17 protein-coding genes are annotated in these 16,965 nt (G+C 41.9%); 11 read left to right on the forward strand and 6 right to left on the reverse strand.

Annotated elements, in window-relative coordinates:
* The first annotated feature begins 82 nt into the window (after positions 1-82).
* The 5 genes from NDQ71_RS04850 to NDQ71_RS04870 are packed head-to-tail and all read left to right on the forward strand — an operon-like array spanning position 83 to position 3,630.
* Positions 83-748: a hypothetical protein gene (locus NDQ71_RS04850; RefSeq protein ID WP_192540790.1), complete on the forward strand. Its 666-nt coding sequence runs from the start codon at positions 83-85 to the stop codon at positions 746-748.
* 1 nt (position 749) lies between these two features.
* On the forward strand, positions 750-2,210 hold the full coding sequence (locus NDQ71_RS04855) for a M48 family metalloprotease (RefSeq protein ID WP_301562360.1): 1,461 nt from the start codon (positions 750-752) through the stop codon (positions 2,208-2,210).
* A 54-nt stretch (positions 2,211-2,264) separates the two neighbouring features.
* Positions 2,265-2,612 (forward strand): arsenate reductase (glutaredoxin), encoded by a 348-nt coding sequence (gene arsC, locus NDQ71_RS04860; RefSeq protein ID WP_192540788.1) that lies wholly within the window; start codon positions 2,265-2,267, stop codon positions 2,610-2,612.
* Positions 2,612-3,166 carry an NAD(P)H:quinone oxidoreductase gene (wrbA, locus tag NDQ71_RS04865; RefSeq protein WP_283710510.1) on the forward strand — a complete coding sequence of 185 codons (555 nt, stop codon included), beginning with the start codon at positions 2,612-2,614 and terminating at the stop codon, positions 3,164-3,166. The genes arsC and wrbA overlap by 1 nt, the downstream gene beginning before the upstream one ends.
* Positions 3,163-3,630 carry a DUF2069 domain-containing protein gene (locus NDQ71_RS04870; protein ID WP_064667474.1) on the forward strand — a complete coding sequence of 156 codons (468 nt, stop codon included), beginning with the start codon at positions 3,163-3,165 and terminating at the stop codon, positions 3,628-3,630. The genes wrbA and NDQ71_RS04870 overlap by 4 nt, the downstream gene beginning before the upstream one ends.
* A 54-nt stretch (positions 3,631-3,684) precedes the next feature.
* Here the strand turns inward: NDQ71_RS04870 and NDQ71_RS04875 are convergent, their stop codons facing one another.
* Both NDQ71_RS04875 and NDQ71_RS04880 read right to left on the reverse strand, forming a co-directional pair.
* On the reverse strand, positions 3,685-5,022 hold the full coding sequence (locus tag NDQ71_RS04875) for an ankyrin repeat domain-containing protein (RefSeq protein ID WP_301562361.1): 1,338 nt from the start codon (positions 5,020-5,022) through the stop codon (positions 3,685-3,687).
* A 216-nt stretch (positions 5,023-5,238) separates the two neighbouring features.
* Positions 5,239-5,835, reverse strand: coding sequence for a phospholipid-binding protein MlaC (locus NDQ71_RS04880; protein WP_301562362.1), 597 nt, complete (start codon positions 5,833-5,835; stop codon positions 5,239-5,241).
* Between the two features lie 243 nt (positions 5,836-6,078).
* Between NDQ71_RS04880 and NDQ71_RS04885 the strand changes: the two genes are divergently transcribed.
* Positions 6,079-6,621 carry an acyloxyacyl hydrolase gene (locus tag NDQ71_RS04885; protein WP_064667477.1) on the forward strand — a complete coding sequence of 181 codons (543 nt, stop codon included), beginning with the start codon at positions 6,079-6,081 and terminating at the stop codon, positions 6,619-6,621.
* Between the two features lie 52 nt (positions 6,622-6,673).
* Positions 6,674-6,814: a DUF2897 family protein gene (locus NDQ71_RS04890; RefSeq protein ID WP_192540784.1), complete on the forward strand. Its 141-nt coding sequence runs from the start codon at positions 6,674-6,676 to the stop codon at positions 6,812-6,814.
* Positions 6,815-6,858: 44 nt separating this feature from the next.
* Here the strand turns inward: NDQ71_RS04890 and metE are convergent, their stop codons facing one another.
* Positions 6,859-9,132 (reverse strand): 5-methyltetrahydropteroyltriglutamate--homocysteine S-methyltransferase, encoded by a 2,274-nt coding sequence (gene metE / locus NDQ71_RS04895; RefSeq protein WP_301562363.1) that lies wholly within the window; start codon positions 9,130-9,132, stop codon positions 6,859-6,861.
* Between the two features lie 290 nt (positions 9,133-9,422).
* Between metE and NDQ71_RS04900 the strand changes: the two genes are divergently transcribed.
* Positions 9,423-10,310 carry a LysR substrate-binding domain-containing protein gene (locus tag NDQ71_RS04900; protein WP_301562364.1) on the forward strand — a complete coding sequence of 296 codons (888 nt, stop codon included), beginning with the start codon at positions 9,423-9,425 and terminating at the stop codon, positions 10,308-10,310.
* A gap of 52 nt (positions 10,311-10,362) precedes the next feature.
* Complete coding sequence (locus tag NDQ71_RS04905; RefSeq protein WP_301562365.1) at positions 10,363-11,127, forward strand: YdcF family protein; 765 nt, start codon at positions 10,363-10,365, stop codon at positions 11,125-11,127.
* Between the two features lie 13 nt (positions 11,128-11,140).
* Here NDQ71_RS04905 and NDQ71_RS04910 read toward each other — a convergent pair whose 3' ends face one another.
* Positions 11,141-11,893, reverse strand: coding sequence for a Nif3-like dinuclear metal center hexameric protein (locus tag NDQ71_RS04910; RefSeq protein WP_301562366.1), 753 nt, complete (start codon positions 11,891-11,893; stop codon positions 11,141-11,143).
* A 150-nt stretch (positions 11,894-12,043) separates the two neighbouring features.
* Between NDQ71_RS04910 and NDQ71_RS04915 the strand changes: the two genes are divergently transcribed.
* On the forward strand, positions 12,044-12,412 hold the full coding sequence (locus NDQ71_RS04915; RefSeq protein WP_301562367.1) for a hypothetical protein: 369 nt from the start codon (positions 12,044-12,046) through the stop codon (positions 12,410-12,412).
* A gap of 30 nt (positions 12,413-12,442) precedes the next feature.
* Here NDQ71_RS04915 and NDQ71_RS04920 read toward each other — a convergent pair whose 3' ends face one another.
* Positions 12,443-12,919: an HPP family protein gene (locus NDQ71_RS04920; protein ID WP_301562368.1), complete on the reverse strand. Its 477-nt coding sequence runs from the start codon at positions 12,917-12,919 to the stop codon at positions 12,443-12,445.
* A gap of 97 nt (positions 12,920-13,016) precedes the next feature.
* On the opposite strand from NDQ71_RS04920, the gene NDQ71_RS04925 reads away from it, so the two are divergent.
* Positions 13,017-13,598 (forward strand): TetR/AcrR family transcriptional regulator, encoded by a 582-nt coding sequence (locus tag NDQ71_RS04925; protein ID WP_192540778.1) that lies wholly within the window; start codon positions 13,017-13,019, stop codon positions 13,596-13,598.
* 40 nt (positions 13,599-13,638) lie between these two features.
* Here NDQ71_RS04925 and NDQ71_RS04930 read toward each other — a convergent pair whose 3' ends face one another.
* The gene (locus NDQ71_RS04930; protein ID WP_192540777.1) at positions 13,639-16,821 is read right to left on the reverse strand and encodes an amidohydrolase family protein; all 3,183 of its coding nucleotides are present in this window, start codon (positions 16,819-16,821) and stop codon (positions 13,639-13,641) included.
* Positions 16,822-16,965 lie beyond the last annotated feature (144 nt).

Genomic DNA, 16,965 nt, shown 5'->3' on the forward strand with positions numbered 1-16,965 from the left:
TTGATAACAAGTATAACTTTTTCTTAAAACACGCACCGCAATAGTTTATCCTTATAGCATAGTTTGTAGTAAGGATAAGTTAATGTCTGGTACGCATAATAAAGCGCAACTACCCAGTAATCCAACTCTTAAAGAAATTAACTGGTATAAAAAACAAATTAATTGGGGCGAGCTTCCGCCCTTCTACCACTTGGTTGCATCGTCTGTCAGTGAATCAGAGGGGATATTAGAGCACGGTTTTGATAATGCAGTGAAAAAAATTATTGATAAACGCAATTGGAATCTCGATATCTTAGAAGGTCATGAAGACGCTTCTGGAGAAATTCACTGCGTAAATAAGCCGCGAATTGCGTTGCATCAAGTGTTTACTGACCGTGGTTTTGAATTATGGACACTGCCTTACGCAAAAGACGTTACAATAGACAAATACGTAAAAGATAATCGCTTCATGGAGTTCACTGAGTGGGATCCAGTGTCAATGAAAAGCTTGATCCGTATTAATCAATTACACAAATTTATAGGCTTTTACTTTGAGCGTGGCGATAAAGCAGATAAAGCGCTTATTCTGCATGCACACAAGGTAGTGCATAAAATCATTAGTTTTTTACAAAGAGAATTGAACGTTGTAAAGCTAGATGGGGTCACAATCAAAGAGTTATATCAATTATGCGAACGAGACAGCAGAGCATGCAGTGACGAAATCGACATTGCCAAGCTGATGCTCGGTGAAAACCATAACAAGGAATAAAATGCAGCTAAAATCAGCCTTTATTACATTATTCAGTGCACTTTTAACAGTTAGTGTGCTGGTAAGTGAGCCATTAAAGGCACAATCGAGTTTTACATTACCCGATCTTGGTACTTCCGCATTGCAAGCCTTGCCGCTTGAAAAAGAGCAAGCTATCGGCAAAGTAATGATGATGCAAATTCGTGGGTCATCCCCTGTTGTAAGCGATCCGGTACTTGATGAATACCTCAGTACACTTGGCCGAAAACTCGTAGCCAGTGCTAATGATGTGCGTTTTCCATTCTCATTTTTTTGGATCAACAACCCTGAAATCAATGCTTTTGCATTTTATGGCGGTCATGTAGGTGTTCATACTGGTTTAATTGCGCAATCAGATAACGAAAGCCAATTTGCCTCTGTACTTGGCCACGAAATTGCGCACGTAACACAGCGCCATCTTGCCCGTCGCATGCAGCAACAACAAGATAACAGCGCGATGACAATCGCTGGTATGATTGCTGGTATTTTAGCCACCGTAGTATCACCAGATGCGGGGATTGCTATTATTTCTGCCAGTCAAACGCAAAGTGCATTTAGTCAATTAACTCACAGTCGCTCTGCGGAGCAAGAAGCTGACCGCATTGGCATGCAGACACTCAATAACGCAGGATTTGATCCCTATGCATCAAGCGAGTTTTTAACAAAGCTTGCGGCGCAAATTCGCTACAAATACAAGCCACCCGCATTCTTACTGACTCACCCATTACCTGAGAGTCGAGTGTCTGATGTTCGTCTGCGGGCACAACAGTTTGAAAAACGTCAACTTCCTGATAGTTTAGAATTTAATTTAGCGAAAAGTCGTGTCATTGCCCGATACCACCAAAAACCGGAAGCTGCGGAGAACTTTTTTAGAAAGCTCATTCGTGAAAACAGTTTTTATAATAAAACCGCGCTTAATTATGGTTTAGGTATTAGCTTACTTGATCAAAAAAAGCTCGATGAAGCCGCGGCTATTCTAGAGCCGCTTTTCAAGGCGGATCCTAAAAACTTATTTTATATAGATACGCATACAGATTTATTAATCGCACAAAATAAAGCCGCTGAGGCAGTAAAGTTTTTAGCGGCATTGCATGTCAACCGTCCTAACAATCAAGTCATCACGTTAAACTACGCCAATGCTGCCATAGAAGCTGAGCAATATGATGTTGCAGTTTCAATTTTAAAGTCATTTTTACTGGAAAAACCTGAACATAACCTCGGCCTGCAATTACTCACCAACGCTTACAAAAAACAAGAAAACTTGGCCGCTTACCATGAATCGAATGCCGAAGTATTAGCACAATACGGTGCTTATTTAAAAGCCGCCGACGAAGTTCAAAAAGCACTCAACTTTGTAGAGCCTCAAGAGCTAATTAAACAACAACGCCTCAAAGCACTATTAACTCAATACCGACAAATGCAAAAAGAGCTCGCGAGACTTTAAGTCTCGCGCTGCTTGCCCTAAAATAACCCTACTTTATCTAATTGGATTGTTACTATGTCTGTTACTATTTTTCATAATCCACGTTGTTCAAAATCACGTGAAACTTTGGCCCTAATTGAACAAAAATCGATTCAACCAGATATCATCGAATATTTAAAAACACCGCTCAGCACTGAGCAGATCAGTACCTTAGTTCAGCAGTTAGGATTTTCATCGGTACGCGAATTAATGCGCACTAAAGAAGATATCTACAAAGAGCTAGACCTTAAAAATGAGCATGATGAAACAGCCTTAATCGCTGCTATGCAAGCTCACCCTAAGTTAATTGAACGCCCAATTGTTGTTAACAACAATAAAGCCGCGTTAGGTCGCCCACCTGAAAACGTATTAAGCGTACTTTAATGAGCACCACTATTGTTGTTTTGTATCACTCAAGTCATGGCGCTGTTGCGGCCATGGCTCATGAGATTGCAGAATCGATTGAGTGCCAAGGCGCCACTGCATTACTGCGCACATTTGAACAAAGAGCACCTCACGATATTGTGATCAGCAAAGAGGATTTAATTCAATGTGATGGTCTAGCCTTTGGCACCCCAACTCGGTTTGGCATGATGGCCGCACAAGCGAAAGCATTTTGGGAAACCACCAGCGATATTTGGTTAAAAGGGCAATTAATCGATAAGCCAGCGTGTGTGTTCTCATCTTCAAGTAGTATGCATGGCGGTAACGAAGCAACCTTACTTAACTTGTCTTTACCACTGCTACACCATGGTATGATGCTGATGGGTGTACCTTACGAAGTACCTGAATTACTTGCAACACAAACCGGTGGTACTCCGTATGGCGCAAGTCATGTGGCTGGTGCACAAAATAGCGCTCAATTGAGTAAAGACGAAATTAAAATTTGCCAAAGCGTTGGCCAACGCTTAGTTAAAATCACGAGAAAACTACAATGACATCGCAAAGCGATTTAAACCCACAATTAACGCCGAAAAAAGCCCTCACGGTTCGCTTTCAGCGCATTGCTATTATTGGCTATGTTGGCCTATTACTGCTAATGCCACTTTGGTTGTTTTTGATTGCCCCCCGAGAAGGCCACAGTAATGGTTTTATCTTTGTGGTGTATATTTTACCGCTATTATTACCACTCAAAGGCATCATTCAAGATAAACCATATACCTACGCATGGGCTAACTTCATTGTTATGTTCTACTTTATTCACGGCTTTACATTGCTGTGGGTAGCACAAGATCAATTACTTTGGGTGTTACTCGAATTATTATTTGCTAGTATGATGTTTATTGGTTGCACCTATTATGCACGTCATCGCGGTCAAGAATTAGGACTGAAAATTCGTAAATTAAAAGATGAATTAGCGCAAGAGAAAGCCGAGCAAGAATACGATAGAAAAAATCGTTAACCCATCATAGATAATAAAAAACGCGCCCATTGGCGCGTTTTTTATTCAGGTGAGTTATACCACTTCACTTAGCGTGGCTAGTGCAACAATACTCGCTAAACCCAATTGTGCTATCAAACTAAAAAACGAAAAACAGCGTAATACAAACAACCCCCAAGGGTGTTTGATGTGTGGATAAAGTGCACAGCGCTTTAAACTCATGGCAAAGAAAAAACAGACAATCGCTAACATGGTTAAGCACAGAGTCAATTCACTTTTAATTGAAATCGAATCATCAAAAAAGAAAAACAGCTGTAATGGCAATAACAAGGTCACTATCGCATGTAAGCCATGTACCTTTTTAATTCGCGAAAATTGCCCATCGGGCGATAATTCTTTAATGCCAAAATCACGTTCTAGACACTTAACTAACTGAGTTGCTTTAATGCTAACAGCTAATCGGTAGCAACTTAATCCATCACTATTTCGCGCGCGAAAATCATAGCCGGATTTCAATAATAGCACCATCAACGGTTCATTTTTTGCAAGTACGGCATAGTGCAATGCACTATTACCAAGTGTATCTCGTTGCTTTTTATCTTGTTTACTTAAAAGAGTTTGTACTAAATTAACAAAGCCTTTTTCAACCGCCCACATAAAAGCGGTTTTACCGTTTTCATCAGCAAGTGTGCCTGTTGCTCCTTGCTCTATAAAACGCATTGCCATTGTTTGCTTTGCCGTATCGACACTTAAATGCGCCAACAGTGCTTGCTCTAATAGCACAACAGAGTCAACATCTGGTGATACTTGAGTCAGCAAGGTAAAGTAATCTTTTCCGCCAGCCACCTTTTGCGCAGCTAAATCACTCAGTGCGCTTACATCATCAATGGAGTCCGGAATAAAGCTGCTTAAACGCTCTCTAAAATCAACTTCTTTCCATAACGCTAACACATCTTCTGCGCTCATTTTACTGCCCGCATTAAGTGCATGCTCAATAATTGTAAAGTAGCGTTTTGAAAATAACTGAGAGAGTAATGTAATAGGGGTTTTTATAGTCGTTTGCGCAGCAACAGCTGCATACTTCTCAAGCCGCTGGCAAAGTAATAACACTAAGCTTTCATGTGTATACTCGTTTTCAAAGTAATAACTTTTCGCTGCATTTATATATTCTTGGGCAGCTTCATCATATTCACAAATATGTTGAAAAAAGCATTCTTCAAACGGCTCAAGGGGAGTTAACCACGTTAAATAATAAATGGGTGGTAGCACAGTAGTACATACACCATCGTCTTCTTCGGTCGAGCGACAGGCAGGCCATGCATCTAAAGCATCTAAAATAAAGGCACCGTTTTGCTCAATAAGTCCTTTGACTAACAACGGGTATTCTTTCGGCCAAATAAGTACATTTTCCATTAAAAAAACACAACTCCAGTGTCTGAAATGCTAGGGAAATAAGTCAATGTCTAGTTATAACAACCACAAACTGACACTGCGCTTAATATGTCGATTATTCTAGCATACCCAAAACCACACGCTATAGACAAACAATGTGATTTTAAAAGAAAATAACAAAGCGGCACGGTGTTTTCACAGCGTGCCGCTTTAGGTTGGAGACGTACATGGGAAAGGTTACTTACTATTAAGTTCAGCTGTCACTTGATCCAATCCAACATCTGAAATTCGTTGGATCACTTCTTTTTGTTTTGTACTCAGTAATGAAATTCCCTCAGCAACAATATCATAAACTTTCCAGCTGCCATCTTTGCCTTGGCGAAGCTTAAAATGCAAATCAATGGTCGGCGCATTTTTATCGATAATTTGTGTTTTCACAGTTGCAAAATCGCCAGCCGTTGTGTCGCTGCTTTCTTCAAACTTTATTTCTTGACCAGTGTATTTCATTAATGCACTTGCGTATGTCGTGGTTAAGTAATGCTCCACCGCACTGATAAAAGCAGTCGCTTGTTCGCGCTCAATCCCTTTTATATGCTTGCCTAATAATTTATACGATACAAATTTCACATCAATATTTGGCATTAGAAACTTATCAACAACTTTTGCCATGTCACCTTTACTTGCAGTACCTTGGCTGTTTATTTTGCCAATTTCGCTAAACAGCTGATCCCCAACTTGGGTTAGTAACTGATGTGGCGACGGTTGAGCCTGCGCAAACAACGAAGCACTAAAAAGAAGTGAGATAAATAAAAAGTAACGGCTGAGTAAAATCATTGTTGATAAGTCCTGAGTAAATCTTAGCGTGTAATTTACGCTGTTCATAAGAGATTAAAAAGCCTCAAAATAGCACCTTATTAATGCCAAACTGACACCAATAAATTTAATCTTTTTATTTCATCTTGTTAGCTAAACTCTTGCATAAATGCACAGAGTTTGTGAATTTATGCTCCTTGAATTAGCATTCTTCGCGCCCTTATTTTGTAAATAACACATTTATCACTCGAAGAGTTTTTTCATATGTTATTTAAAAAATACACCTTATCAATTTTAGTTTTTATTGCGACGTTCAGTTGCTTCTCGTATGCCAGCGATAATAAACCTTCCCCTCATGGCTATGCGGTTGATTACATTCAAGGTGAAGGTGATGTAAAAGGGATAAAATTAGCCTATCAGTATCATCCTGAGTCTCTACAGACGCTATTTAAAAACACCCATGTTTACTTAGAATCAAGTATTAACTTATGGCAATATGGCGCTGAAAATAATCACCAGACCAATACAGTGCTGGCTTTGTCGCCGGTATTTCAATACCCGATCGGATCAGTTGCAAGCATTCCCCTGTATTTTGAAGCTGGAATTGGTGTTTCATTAATTAACGACACTCACTTTGCAGGCAAAAATGTAAGCACCCACTACCAATTTGAAGACCGCCTTGGGTTGGTTGCTGACTTTGGAAAAACTAAGGCCGCACTACGCTATTTACATTATTCAAATGCGGGATTTAAAAGTCCAAACCCTGGCCTTGACTTTATTTCGCTGTCGTTAGCTCGGCGTTTTTAAAGTGTATAATAGCTGCTAAACTCAGTGAAAATTAATTGGTCATTAAAAAATCATGCAAATTTGGCAAGTCCTTATTATCATTGTTGTGCTGGCAGTTATTATCGGCAATATCATGCTATTAAAGCACTCAGCAAACATTGGTTTTAAAGCCCAGGATAAAAAAACAGACACCAGAGCGCAAAAAAAGCCCTAACCTAGTTTAGTTAGGGCTTTGCATCGTAGGGGATGTTCTTTAATTTAGGTAAGCTCTTTTCTGAGTTCTTTAGTTGCTTTAACCATGTTATCAAGTGCTTGACGCGTTTCTTCCCAGCCACGGGTTTTCAAACCACAGTCTGGATTAACCCATAAGCGCTGAACAGGTATTTTTCGCGCCGCTTTGTGGATCAAGGCTTTTATCCATGCAATGTCGGGCACATTCGGTGTGTGAATATCATACACCCCAGGACCAATATCATTCGGGTATGCAAAATCCTCAAATGCTGCAAGTAACTCCATGTTTGAACGCGACGTTTCAATGGTGATCACATCAGCATCCATATCTGCAATCGCAGCAATGATGTCATTAAACTCGGCGTAGCACATATGCGTATGAATTTGCGTTTCATCTTTCACACCACTGGCAGACACCCTAAATGCATACGCAGCCCATTCCAAGTATGCTTGCCATTGGCTGGCTTTTAGCGGCATACCTTCACGAAATGCAGGTTCATCAATTTGAATGATTTCAATACCCGCATTTTGCAGATCAACCACTTCATCGCGCAGTGCAAGTGCTATTTGATTAGCTATGGTTGGCTTATCTAAATCATCACGAATGAATGACCAAAATAGAATCGTCACAGGGCCTGTGAGCATGCCTTTCATTTTCTTGTCAGTCAGCGATTGCGCATATTTACTCCACTCAACCGTCATTGGCTGTTCACGTGAGACATCGCCCCAAATGACTGGCGGTTTCACACAGCGTGAGCCGTAACTTTGTACCCAGCCAAATTGAGTAAAAGCAAAGCCTTCAAGGAGCTCTCCAAAATACTCAACCATGTCGTTTCGCTCAGCTTCTCCGTGCACTAATACATCAAGATCGAGCGCTTCTTGCTCTTCAACCGCGTAACGAATTTCTGCCGCCATTTGCGATTGGTATTGTGCAGCGGATAACTCCCCGGCTTTAAAATCACGTCGGGCTTTACGAATAGCCTGTGTTTGCGGGAACGACCCTATCGTTGTGGTTGGTAATAGCGGCAAATCAAGCGCCGCATGTTGCTTTTCGATACGCTGAGCAAATACGCTGTTGCGCTCACCATCTGTTGCCGTTAATGCACTGACACGTTGCTGCACAGCAAGATTATTCACCCGCTTTGACGTTAAACGTGCTTTAACTGGTGCGCAGTAGCTTTGCAACGCGCTGACATCATTACTTGCAAGTGCCGCTTTTAGTAATGCCAGTTCTTGGCCTTTTTGTTTCGCGAATGCAAGCCACGAACGCAGCTCATCATCAAGCTGTTGCTCTTGGTCTAAATCCACTGGGGTATGTAATAAGGAACACGACGGCGCAAGCCATAAGTTATCAGCACGCTTTGCAGCAATGTCTTTTACATTTGCATAGACAACTTCTAAGTCAGCGCGCCATATATTACGACCGTTGATAACACCAAGCGACAGCACTTGTGATGGACTTAATAGCAAATCAAGCGTTGTCACATCTACATCGCTTGCAACACAGTCAAAGTGCACACCATCAACTGGGTAGTCAGCAATATCGTTATAATAAGCAGTTACTGAGTCAAAATAACTGGCAAGTAGCAACTTTACACCTTGTCCGGCTAATGCATTTAAGCTCGTTTTTAATGCATTGCGATAATCTTGTGCAAGTTCAAGGCCCAAAATAGGCTCGTCAATTTGTACCCACGCAACCCCTTGCGCAGCAAGTTTAGCTAATACCTGTTGATAAACGGGCAGTAGCTTTTCAAGTAAACTTAATTTATCAAACTCTTTACCTGCACATTTAGCTAAATAAAGGTAACTGACAGGGCCCAATAACACCGCTTTTGCTTGATAACCTAATTTTTGTGCTTGGGCAACGTGTTCAAATAACTCGCTCCAAGTTAATTGAAACTGCTGATCACTGCTAAGCTCAGGCACAATATAATGATAGTTAGTGTTAAACCACTTGGTCATTTCGCTGGCTGCACATGCACAACCTGTTGGTGCGCGGCCACGACCAATACCAAACAAGGTATCCAGATCCACGCTGCCATCCGCTGTTTGATGACGCTCAGGGATAGCACCAACTAATAAACTGGTAGCCAGTACATGGTCGTACCAAGCAAAGTCGCCCACCGGTAATAAATCAATACCAGCATCAGCCTGCAGTGCCCAATTTTCTGCGCGGATCGCCTCCCCTTGCGCTAATAGCTCTGCTTGAGTGATGTTACCTGCCCAATATGATTCAACTGCAAATTTCAATTCGCGCTTTTTACCTATTCGCGGAAAGCCTAAGTTATGTAATTGTGCCATATGCTCTAATCTCTATTTAGCTGTTTAGATGGCTAAAATCTACACTCGTGATTGCAATCGTACAATTGATGCTTTCTCAGTTCTAACGTGAGGTAAATTCATGGAAATAATTTTAATAATCTAAAAAAATACAATGACAACGCTGTCAAATTTAATGCTATAGTGAACTTGTAAACTTTACGTGAAAAAATGACGTTATTTAGCCATCTAGACGTTGAAGCACCTTTAATAAAAGCGTATTATGTCTGCAATCTGAGTTCAGCTCACTTTTACCATGAGAATTATTAAAGATGATTGATGTAAAACATTTGAAAACCATCGCAACCTTGAAAGAAACCGGTTCTTTGGTGAATACTGCGCGGGAATTATTTTTGACTCAATCTGCTTTATCACATCAAATCAAAGATTTAGAAAACAAGCTTGATTGCCAACTATTTGAACGTAAAACTCAACCGGTACGTTTTACTCCGCAAGGTATGCTATTGCTAGAACTTGCAAACGAAGTACTGCCTCGCGTTGAGGCGACTAAGTGTCGTTTGAAAGAAAGTCTTAACCAACCAATCTCACAATTACGCCTAAGTGTAGAATGCCACGCCTGTTTTCATTGGTTACTACCGACGATTAAAGAATTCAATAACTTTTGGCCAGATATTAAAGTGGATTACGAGCGCGGCTTTAGTTATGACGCTATACCTGATCTGCTCAGCGATGAACTGGACTTAGTATTAACCTCAGATATTCGTGAGCCAGATAAACTTGAATACGCACATTTATTTGATTTTAAACTTAAGCTCATTGTTGCCCCTGATCATGAACTGGCAAAAAAAGCCTATGTCACAGCCCTTGATCTAAAAAACGAAACCATTATTTCGTACCCTATTCCTCGTGAACGTCAGGATATATTTAAGCATTTCATTCAAAATGCACGCTATGACGGTACTTTAAAAACGGTTGATCAAGGCTTATTAATTTTTCAACTAGTAAGCGCGGGAATGGGCGTTGCGGCATTACCAGATTGGTTAGTCACACCTTATGAAAGCCAAGGGCTGATAAAATCAATTCCGTTGGGTGCGCTGGGCTTAACACGGCCGATGTATTTAGCGATGAAAAAGAATATGAAAGACAATCCAGTCTATCGCCACTTTTTAAATACCTGTAAGTTAAATAACGGTCGATAAAATAACAGTAACCCAGTAGCATACAAAAAACCCTTTTATGTGTGCTACTGTAATGTTTGAATTAAAAAAAATCCTCGGCGCAATGCTTATGCCGTTACCGTTATTGGGAATACTGTGCTTTATCGCTCTGGTTATCGCGCTGCGCACCAATAAGCTCAGCGCGTATATTGGTATCTTCGCAATCAGCTTTTTACTGCTGGTCAGCACCCCATTTATTGGCCAACAAATAATAGATCCAAGTTCGCAATTAAAATACACCTTTCACTCAAATCAGCAGCCAGCACTCGATAAAATAGTGGTACTGGGTTGCGACGTAAATCCCAACCCACAACTTAGTGCCAATAGTCAGCTCGGTAATTGCGCTAAAAGTCGCTTAATAGAAGGCCTGCGGTTAGCCAACATTTACCCTAATGCGCAACTTATTGTTTCAGGCGGTGGCTATGCAAAAGTCACCAATAGTAGCTTGATGCAACAAACTGCCATCAGCTTAGGAATGGATGCGGCGCGCATCAAACAAAACCCCGCAGCCATGGATACCGCCGACGAAGCACGGCTTTTAGCGCCAACGCTTGTTGATTTTAAAGTGGCACTGGTCACCTCTGCCAGTCATATGGCACGGGCAACCAATTTATTTAACGCCCAAGGTGTTGACGTGATCCCTGCCGCTACGGATTTTTATGATTTCTCCGCCTGGCCTGCTCACAAACAATATATTCCAAATGTAGAAGTGCTCAAGGCCGTTACCAGTTATTGGCATGAAGTACTAGGAAGTGCGTGGATAAACGTGCGCCGCTGGATTGATCCAGAAGCGCTCTAAATCAAGTTCAGGGTTATACTGGGTTATCTATATCAATAAAGGTTACATCAAAGCCATGTTGCTCAGCCAATAACTCACCGAGCGCTTTTATACCATAGCGCTCGGTGGCGTGATGGCCTGCGGCAAAAAAATCAATATGCTGTTCTCGGGAGCTATGGATGGTTTGCTCTGATGCCTCGCCAGTTAGGTATGCATCTATGCCTTGGTTTGCCGCCAAATCGATATACCCTTGGCCACCGCCAGTGCACCACGCAATTGTTTCAATTGGTTCATCGCGTACTAAACTAACCAATGGCTCTCGGTTTAATACCCTTGCTATCTTTTGTGCGAACTGTTCGCCACTCATCGGGGTTTTTAATCGCCCTTTTACCGCCACGCTGTTTGCCACAGGCTCTAAGCCTTCAGTCATCTCTAAGTCAAGTAATTGGGCAAGTTGTGCGTTATTGCCTATTACCGGGTGCACATCAAGAGGAAGGTGGTACGCAAACAAATTTATATCGTGATTAAGCAGCGCAGCTATGCGACGTTTTTTAATCCCGGTAATTGCTTGCGCTTCACCTTTCCAAAAATAGCCATGATGAACTAATATTGTATCTGCGTTATGAGCAATTGCAGCATCTATTAATGCTTGGCTGGCAGTGACACCAGTAACAATTTTTTTGACCTGCTCACGTCCTTCAACTTGTAAGCCATTTGGACAAAAATCTTGGATAGCATCCGGTTTTAAAATAGTATTTAATAAGTGATTAAATTCTCTGCGCTGCATTTTATTATTCCAGATTAGCGTTAAATTCTGTGCAAATTTTGGCGTTTATAGGGCTAAAATGGAAGGAAAATCGCAAAAAATTGAAAAGTAAGTCAAAAATAGGTATAAATAAATATTCTCAATCTGTGTTTACAACGTATAGGGTCTCTGATGAGCAAACTAGACAAAACAGAAGTATTAAATGCCTTTGAAGCTGCATATCAAGCAGCCAACGGTAAGAAACCTGAAATCACCACCAAACCTGGTTGGTACAGCATCGATGGCGGCAAAAATTTACGCCTTGCAGAAGTTGCTGAATTAACAGAGCAGTTAACATCAGGCACAACGTCTGACAAACCTGCCGCTAAAGCACCAGCTAAAAAAACTAAAACTAAAGTAGCTCCCGCTAAAGCAGCTGTTAAAAAAGCGCCATTTACTATAACAACAGCGAATGAAGAAGGTTACACAGCCGAAGAACTTTGGATTGTGTACCTAGCTGAAAAAGATCACGATTGTCGCCTACCGCGCGGTGTTGTGTAAGCTAATTTAGTTGTTATTAAAAAACCGCTTTTAAGCGGTTTTTTTGTGCGTCACGTATTGCGCAATTTTTTTATTTGCACCGTTAGATAATGTACCGCACAGCACAATAAATACAGTGCCAAGCAACACTGGCATGAGCAGAAAATCCCAACTTTGCCCACTTAACATGATTAGAATAGGGTTCGCACCGGCAGCAGGATGAATGGTGTCTGTCAGCATCATGGCTGTGATAGCCAAGCCCGTGGCTACAGCAATGCTAATTGGCTCAACACCCACAAAATTCACAAAAACAACACCAATTAACGCAGTTAAAAAATGCCCTATTATCACGTTTTTTGCTTTTGCTAGCGGGCTGTGTGGCACGCCAAACACTAACACCGCTGTAGCACCAAAAGGGGCCATTAACCAAATTCCATAATTCCCTAAACTTTCTAAATACGCCAACACCAATAATGTCATTGCAGAAAATACACCGGCACTGAGTGCTTTATAAAACGGATAATTCATAGTTACCTCCAAACAAAGTAGACCGACCTGTCTACATGCGACAGTGTAGACAAGTCGGTCTACTTATGTCAAGCTTACTTTTTGACTAGGAGCAGCCATGGATAAACGTACCCAGATAATTAATACCGCACTCAGTGCCTTCTATCAAAAAGGCATCCATGCGGTAGGCATTAATGAAATACTTAAAGGATCAGGTGTTGCAAAAAAAACGCTTTATAATCATTTCGTCAGTAAAGATGAGTTGATCTGCGCGTGTCTTGAGGTGAGAGATCAGCGTTTTAATACCTGGTTAAGCAAGCAAATTGCAGGCAGTACAACGCCACTAGACGTTGCCTGTGCATTATTTGGTGCTATCGCAACTTGGATAGATAATAAAGCGCCCGAGCTTGGCAATTTTAATGGCTGTTTCTTTATTAATACTGCGGCAGAATATCCTGTGCCCGATCATCCTATTGCTTTGCAGTGCGCAGCACATAAACAAGCGGTGCTAACTCTGCTAATTGATACACTCAGCCAAACGGCGCAATTACAAAACCAGCCCGCTAAAGCCGCTCAACTGGCGCAGCTGCTGATGACTCTAAAAGAGGGCATGATCTGCCAAGCGCGAGTCACGCATACAACGAATCACTTTTTACAAAATCCAGAGTTGTTATGTCAGTTAATGAATGTGCAGCCATAAAAAAAGCGGCTATTCAGCCGCTTTTTATTAGTTCTAATAATTACTTATCTTCAAAGTACAGTTTGTCACGTGCTTTTTTGCCAACTTCATTCATAGTCGCGGCATCAAACAAGCGACCGTTGATCATAGTGTAATCAACTTTATCTGTATCACGGATATTCGTCAGTGGATTGCCATCGATCACCATTAAGTCAGCCAGTTTACCGACTTCTAATGAACCGATATTTTGATCAAGGCCGATGTACTTTGCCGGATCAAGCGTCGCCGCACGAATTGCCTCAAGTGGTGTCATACCGCCTTGCGCAAACATCCAGATCTCCCAATGCGCGGCAAGTCCTTCGCGCTGGCCATGCGCACCTAAATTCACTAATACGCCCAAATCTTGCAGCTCTTTTGCAACGCGGGCATTATTAAAGTGATTATAGTGATGATCCGGTGCTTTAACGCGGCGCATTGAACGCGGTAGCAATTGGTTTTTTGGCACAAATTTACTCAAACGCGGATGATTCCACACGTCTGTTTTATCGTACCAATAGTTTTCCCCCCAAATCCCGCCATAGGCAACCCCCAGGGTTGGCGTATAGCCCACATCACTTTGTGACCAAAGCTGCTTAATGTCATCATAAATATTTGCCACTGGTATTGAATGCTCAATTCCGGTGTGACCATCAACCACCATGGTTAAGTTATGTTGCAGTAATGAGCCGCCTTCTGGTACCACCATCATCTCAAGCTCTCTACCGGCTTCAATCACTTGTTGGCGCTGTTCACGGCGTGGTTGGTTATATGACTTAACACTAAATGCGCCGACTTTCTTTAAACGCTCTAGATGAAATTTTGCATCCTCTAACGAATCAATATGCGACGTATAACCAGGCATATTGGCGCCATATAAAATAGTACCGGTTGAGAAGATACGCGGACCAACTATGCTTCCCGCTTTTTGCATTTCGCTGGCTGCAAAAATTTCCGTGGTATCGTTTGATGGATCGTGAATCGTGGTTACACCCAACGATAAACCGGCTAAGTTTTTCCAGTTTTGCTCAGGAATAATTTCATCACTGGCTTGTGAACCATGCGCGTGCGCATCAACAATCCCTGGCATAATGGTTTTACCCGTGACGTCGATCACTTGGGCGCCTTTTGGAATGCTAACATCACCGGCGCTACCAACGGCTTTAATATGCTTACCATCGGTTAGTAATACGCCATTTTCAATGACTTGCTCACCTTTCATGGTAATAATACGTGCGCCCGTTAAGGCTATCATGCCTTTTGGTTCAGCCATTTTGCTACTAAAGCCAATGTTATCGCCGCTTGTTACTTTAAAATCAGCGTCATCCGCTTTATTTATATCAAATAAACCTGCCAAGCTTGCATGATAAAGCTCAGGGCCTAAGCTCCAATACAGTTTATCGCTGCTGGCGCTCCAGCTGATATTCTCACCGGCACGAACAGATAACTGCTCGATTGGGAACTGGCTGTCTTTAGGACCAATATTAATGGTTTTACCACTTTGCACTAAGGGCGTAACAAATACTTTAAAGCGCTCTGCAAAAGCTAAATATTTACCATCAGGCGAGACTCTAAACTCAGTGGCATGCTCTGACTCATAAAGCTTAGTGATTTTTTTCGAATCCAGCTCAACCATGCTCAACGTAGGCTTTGGCCACGGGCTCATTACATAAATACGGTCATTTTCTGCTGCAAACTGTGGCTGATAACCACTTTTAGTAATAAGTTCTGCTTTACCGCCTTTACTGCTCACTGCATAAATACCAGGGTGCAAAGACCAATCAGGGTTTAAAATACTGCCACCAGAGGCTTTACGATACACCACCGTTTTACCATCAGGGCTAAAGGTTGGCTCAACATATTTACCCGGCTCTGTGGTGATAGCATCACCACGACCACTGCGTGCAGATACAACTCGTACAGCGCCCTGCTCGTTATCGTCCCAGGTTACATAAACGATTTTTTTACCATCACGGGAAAACTGCGGGAACAACTCAAAGTGATCATCTTGTGTAGTTAAACGTTTAACTTTACCTGACTCTAAATCGCGTTTATAAATATGTCCTAGCGCTTCAAAAATTGCCGTTTCACCATCCGGTGACACCTGCACGTTACGGAGCATTTTTACAGCAAATTCATCGCTATCAATGTTCTGCGTAAAGCGCACTGCTTTTTGAATTTTCTTACTGGTTTTAACTGCAAATGGCACAGTTTCTACATCACCGTCACTTACATCCAGTTTGTGAATAGTACCACCCGCCCAAAACACCAGTTGTTGGTTATCTGGGGTCCAGGCAATGGTTGGATACACACCATGAATAGCCCATGTTTCTTGCATATCACGTTCAAGCTTATCGTATAACTTGGTGTGTTTGCCGCTGGTTAAATCATATAAATACAGGCTCGTTTGGAAGTCGTCACGCTTAATATACGCCAACTTTTTGCCATCCGGCGAAGGGGTTGGTCGAATTGCACCGCCGACACCATCAATAATCGTTTCTATCTCACCCGTTTGCCGATCATAGCGTTTGATTTTATAAATACCAGCAACGGAATCTTTTGAATAGTGGAAGGTTTTACCCGGTGTTGCATCATGAGAAAAATACACATAACGGCCATCCGGTGAGAACATTGGCTCACCTAAATCTTTTTGGTCATCCGCGCGTTGAGTGAGTTGTACACCTTTACCACCCGCTTTATGATAAAGCCATACTTCACCAGCGCCCAGTGAGCGCGTTGCAGTAAAATGTTTACGAGCAACTATGTAATCGCCATCAGGACTCCAAGCAGGGCTATTGAGCAGGCGAAACGTTTCATCGGTCACCGGCGTTTGGTTTTCACCATTTACATCCATTAGCCAGATATTATCGCCACCACCTTGATCTGAGGTAAACGCAATATGCTTTCCATCAGGGCTAAAACGTGGCTGCATTTGCCATGCTATATCAGAAGTAAGCTGCAACGCCGTGCCACCAGCCATAGGCATGGTATAAATATCACCGAGTAAATCAAACACGATGGTTTTGCCATCAGGGCTAACATCAATATTCATCCACGTGCCTTGTGAGACACTGATAACCGCATCAGTAAACTGCCCTTGCGGCGCATCTACTTGCCATTTTTCATCATTATTATCCGCTGCCTGAGCTTGGCCATAAAGTGCCAATGACACAGCAACAGCCATCGCTGTATGAAGCATTGTTTTCATTGCATTCTCGCTTATTTTTATTGCGGTTTTCATCTTATGAACATGATTGCAACAAAAACGGCTGCAAGTTACCAGCGATATCACGGCAAGATCATTATAAATTGAACTTATAGAATATGTAGTGATCAGATCAAGGCATAATAA

It is taken from the genome of Pseudoalteromonas sp. KG3, from assembly GCF_030436385.1.
Classification (GTDB): Bacteria; Pseudomonadota; Gammaproteobacteria; order Enterobacterales; family Alteromonadaceae; genus Pseudoalteromonas; species Pseudoalteromonas prydzensis.

What these genes read in the sequence shown, in the direction of transcription:
- NDQ71_RS04875 (WP_301562361.1), bottom strand. Translation starts at nt 5,022, where the DNA reads ATGGAAAATGTACTTATTTGGCCGAAAGAATACCCGTTGTTAGTCAAA.
- NDQ71_RS04855 (WP_301562360.1), top strand. Translation starts at nt 750, where the DNA reads ATGCAGCTAAAATCAGCCTTTATTACATTATTCAGTGCACTTTTAACA.
- NDQ71_RS04890 (WP_192540784.1), top strand. Translation starts at nt 6,674, where the DNA reads ATGCAAATTTGGCAAGTCCTTATTATCATTGTTGTGCTGGCAGTTATT.
- NDQ71_RS04885 (WP_064667477.1), top strand. Translation starts at nt 6,079, where the DNA reads ATGTTATTTAAAAAATACACCTTATCAATTTTAGTTTTTATTGCGACG.
- NDQ71_RS04900 (WP_301562364.1), top strand. Translation starts at nt 9,423, where the DNA reads ATGATTGATGTAAAACATTTGAAAACCATCGCAACCTTGAAAGAAACC.
- wrbA (WP_283710510.1), top strand. Translation starts at nt 2,612, where the DNA reads ATGAGCACCACTATTGTTGTTTTGTATCACTCAAGTCATGGCGCTGTT.
- NDQ71_RS04870 (WP_064667474.1), top strand. Translation starts at nt 3,163, where the DNA reads ATGACATCGCAAAGCGATTTAAACCCACAATTAACGCCGAAAAAAGCC.
- NDQ71_RS04915 (WP_301562367.1), top strand. Translation starts at nt 12,044, where the DNA reads ATGAGCAAACTAGACAAAACAGAAGTATTAAATGCCTTTGAAGCTGCA.
- NDQ71_RS04920 (WP_301562368.1), bottom strand. Translation starts at nt 12,919, where the DNA reads ATGAATTATCCGTTTTATAAAGCACTCAGTGCCGGTGTATTTTCTGCA.
- NDQ71_RS04880 (WP_301562362.1), bottom strand. Translation starts at nt 5,835, where the DNA reads ATGATTTTACTCAGCCGTTACTTTTTATTTATCTCACTTCTTTTTAGT.
- NDQ71_RS04910 (WP_301562366.1), bottom strand. Translation starts at nt 11,893, where the DNA reads ATGCAGCGCAGAGAATTTAATCACTTATTAAATACTATTTTAAAACCG.
- NDQ71_RS04850 (WP_192540790.1), top strand. Translation starts at nt 83, where the DNA reads ATGTCTGGTACGCATAATAAAGCGCAACTACCCAGTAATCCAACTCTT.
- arsC (WP_192540788.1), top strand. Translation starts at nt 2,265, where the DNA reads ATGTCTGTTACTATTTTTCATAATCCACGTTGTTCAAAATCACGTGAA.
- NDQ71_RS04925 (WP_192540778.1), top strand. Translation starts at nt 13,017, where the DNA reads ATGGATAAACGTACCCAGATAATTAATACCGCACTCAGTGCCTTCTAT.
- NDQ71_RS04905 (WP_301562365.1), top strand. Translation starts at nt 10,363, where the DNA reads ATGTTTGAATTAAAAAAAATCCTCGGCGCAATGCTTATGCCGTTACCG.
- metE (WP_301562363.1), bottom strand. Translation starts at nt 9,132, where the DNA reads ATGGCACAATTACATAACTTAGGCTTTCCGCGAATAGGTAAAAAGCGC.
- NDQ71_RS04930 (WP_192540777.1), bottom strand. Translation starts at nt 16,821, where the DNA reads ATGAAAACAATGCTTCATACAGCGATGGCTGTTGCTGTGTCATTGGCA.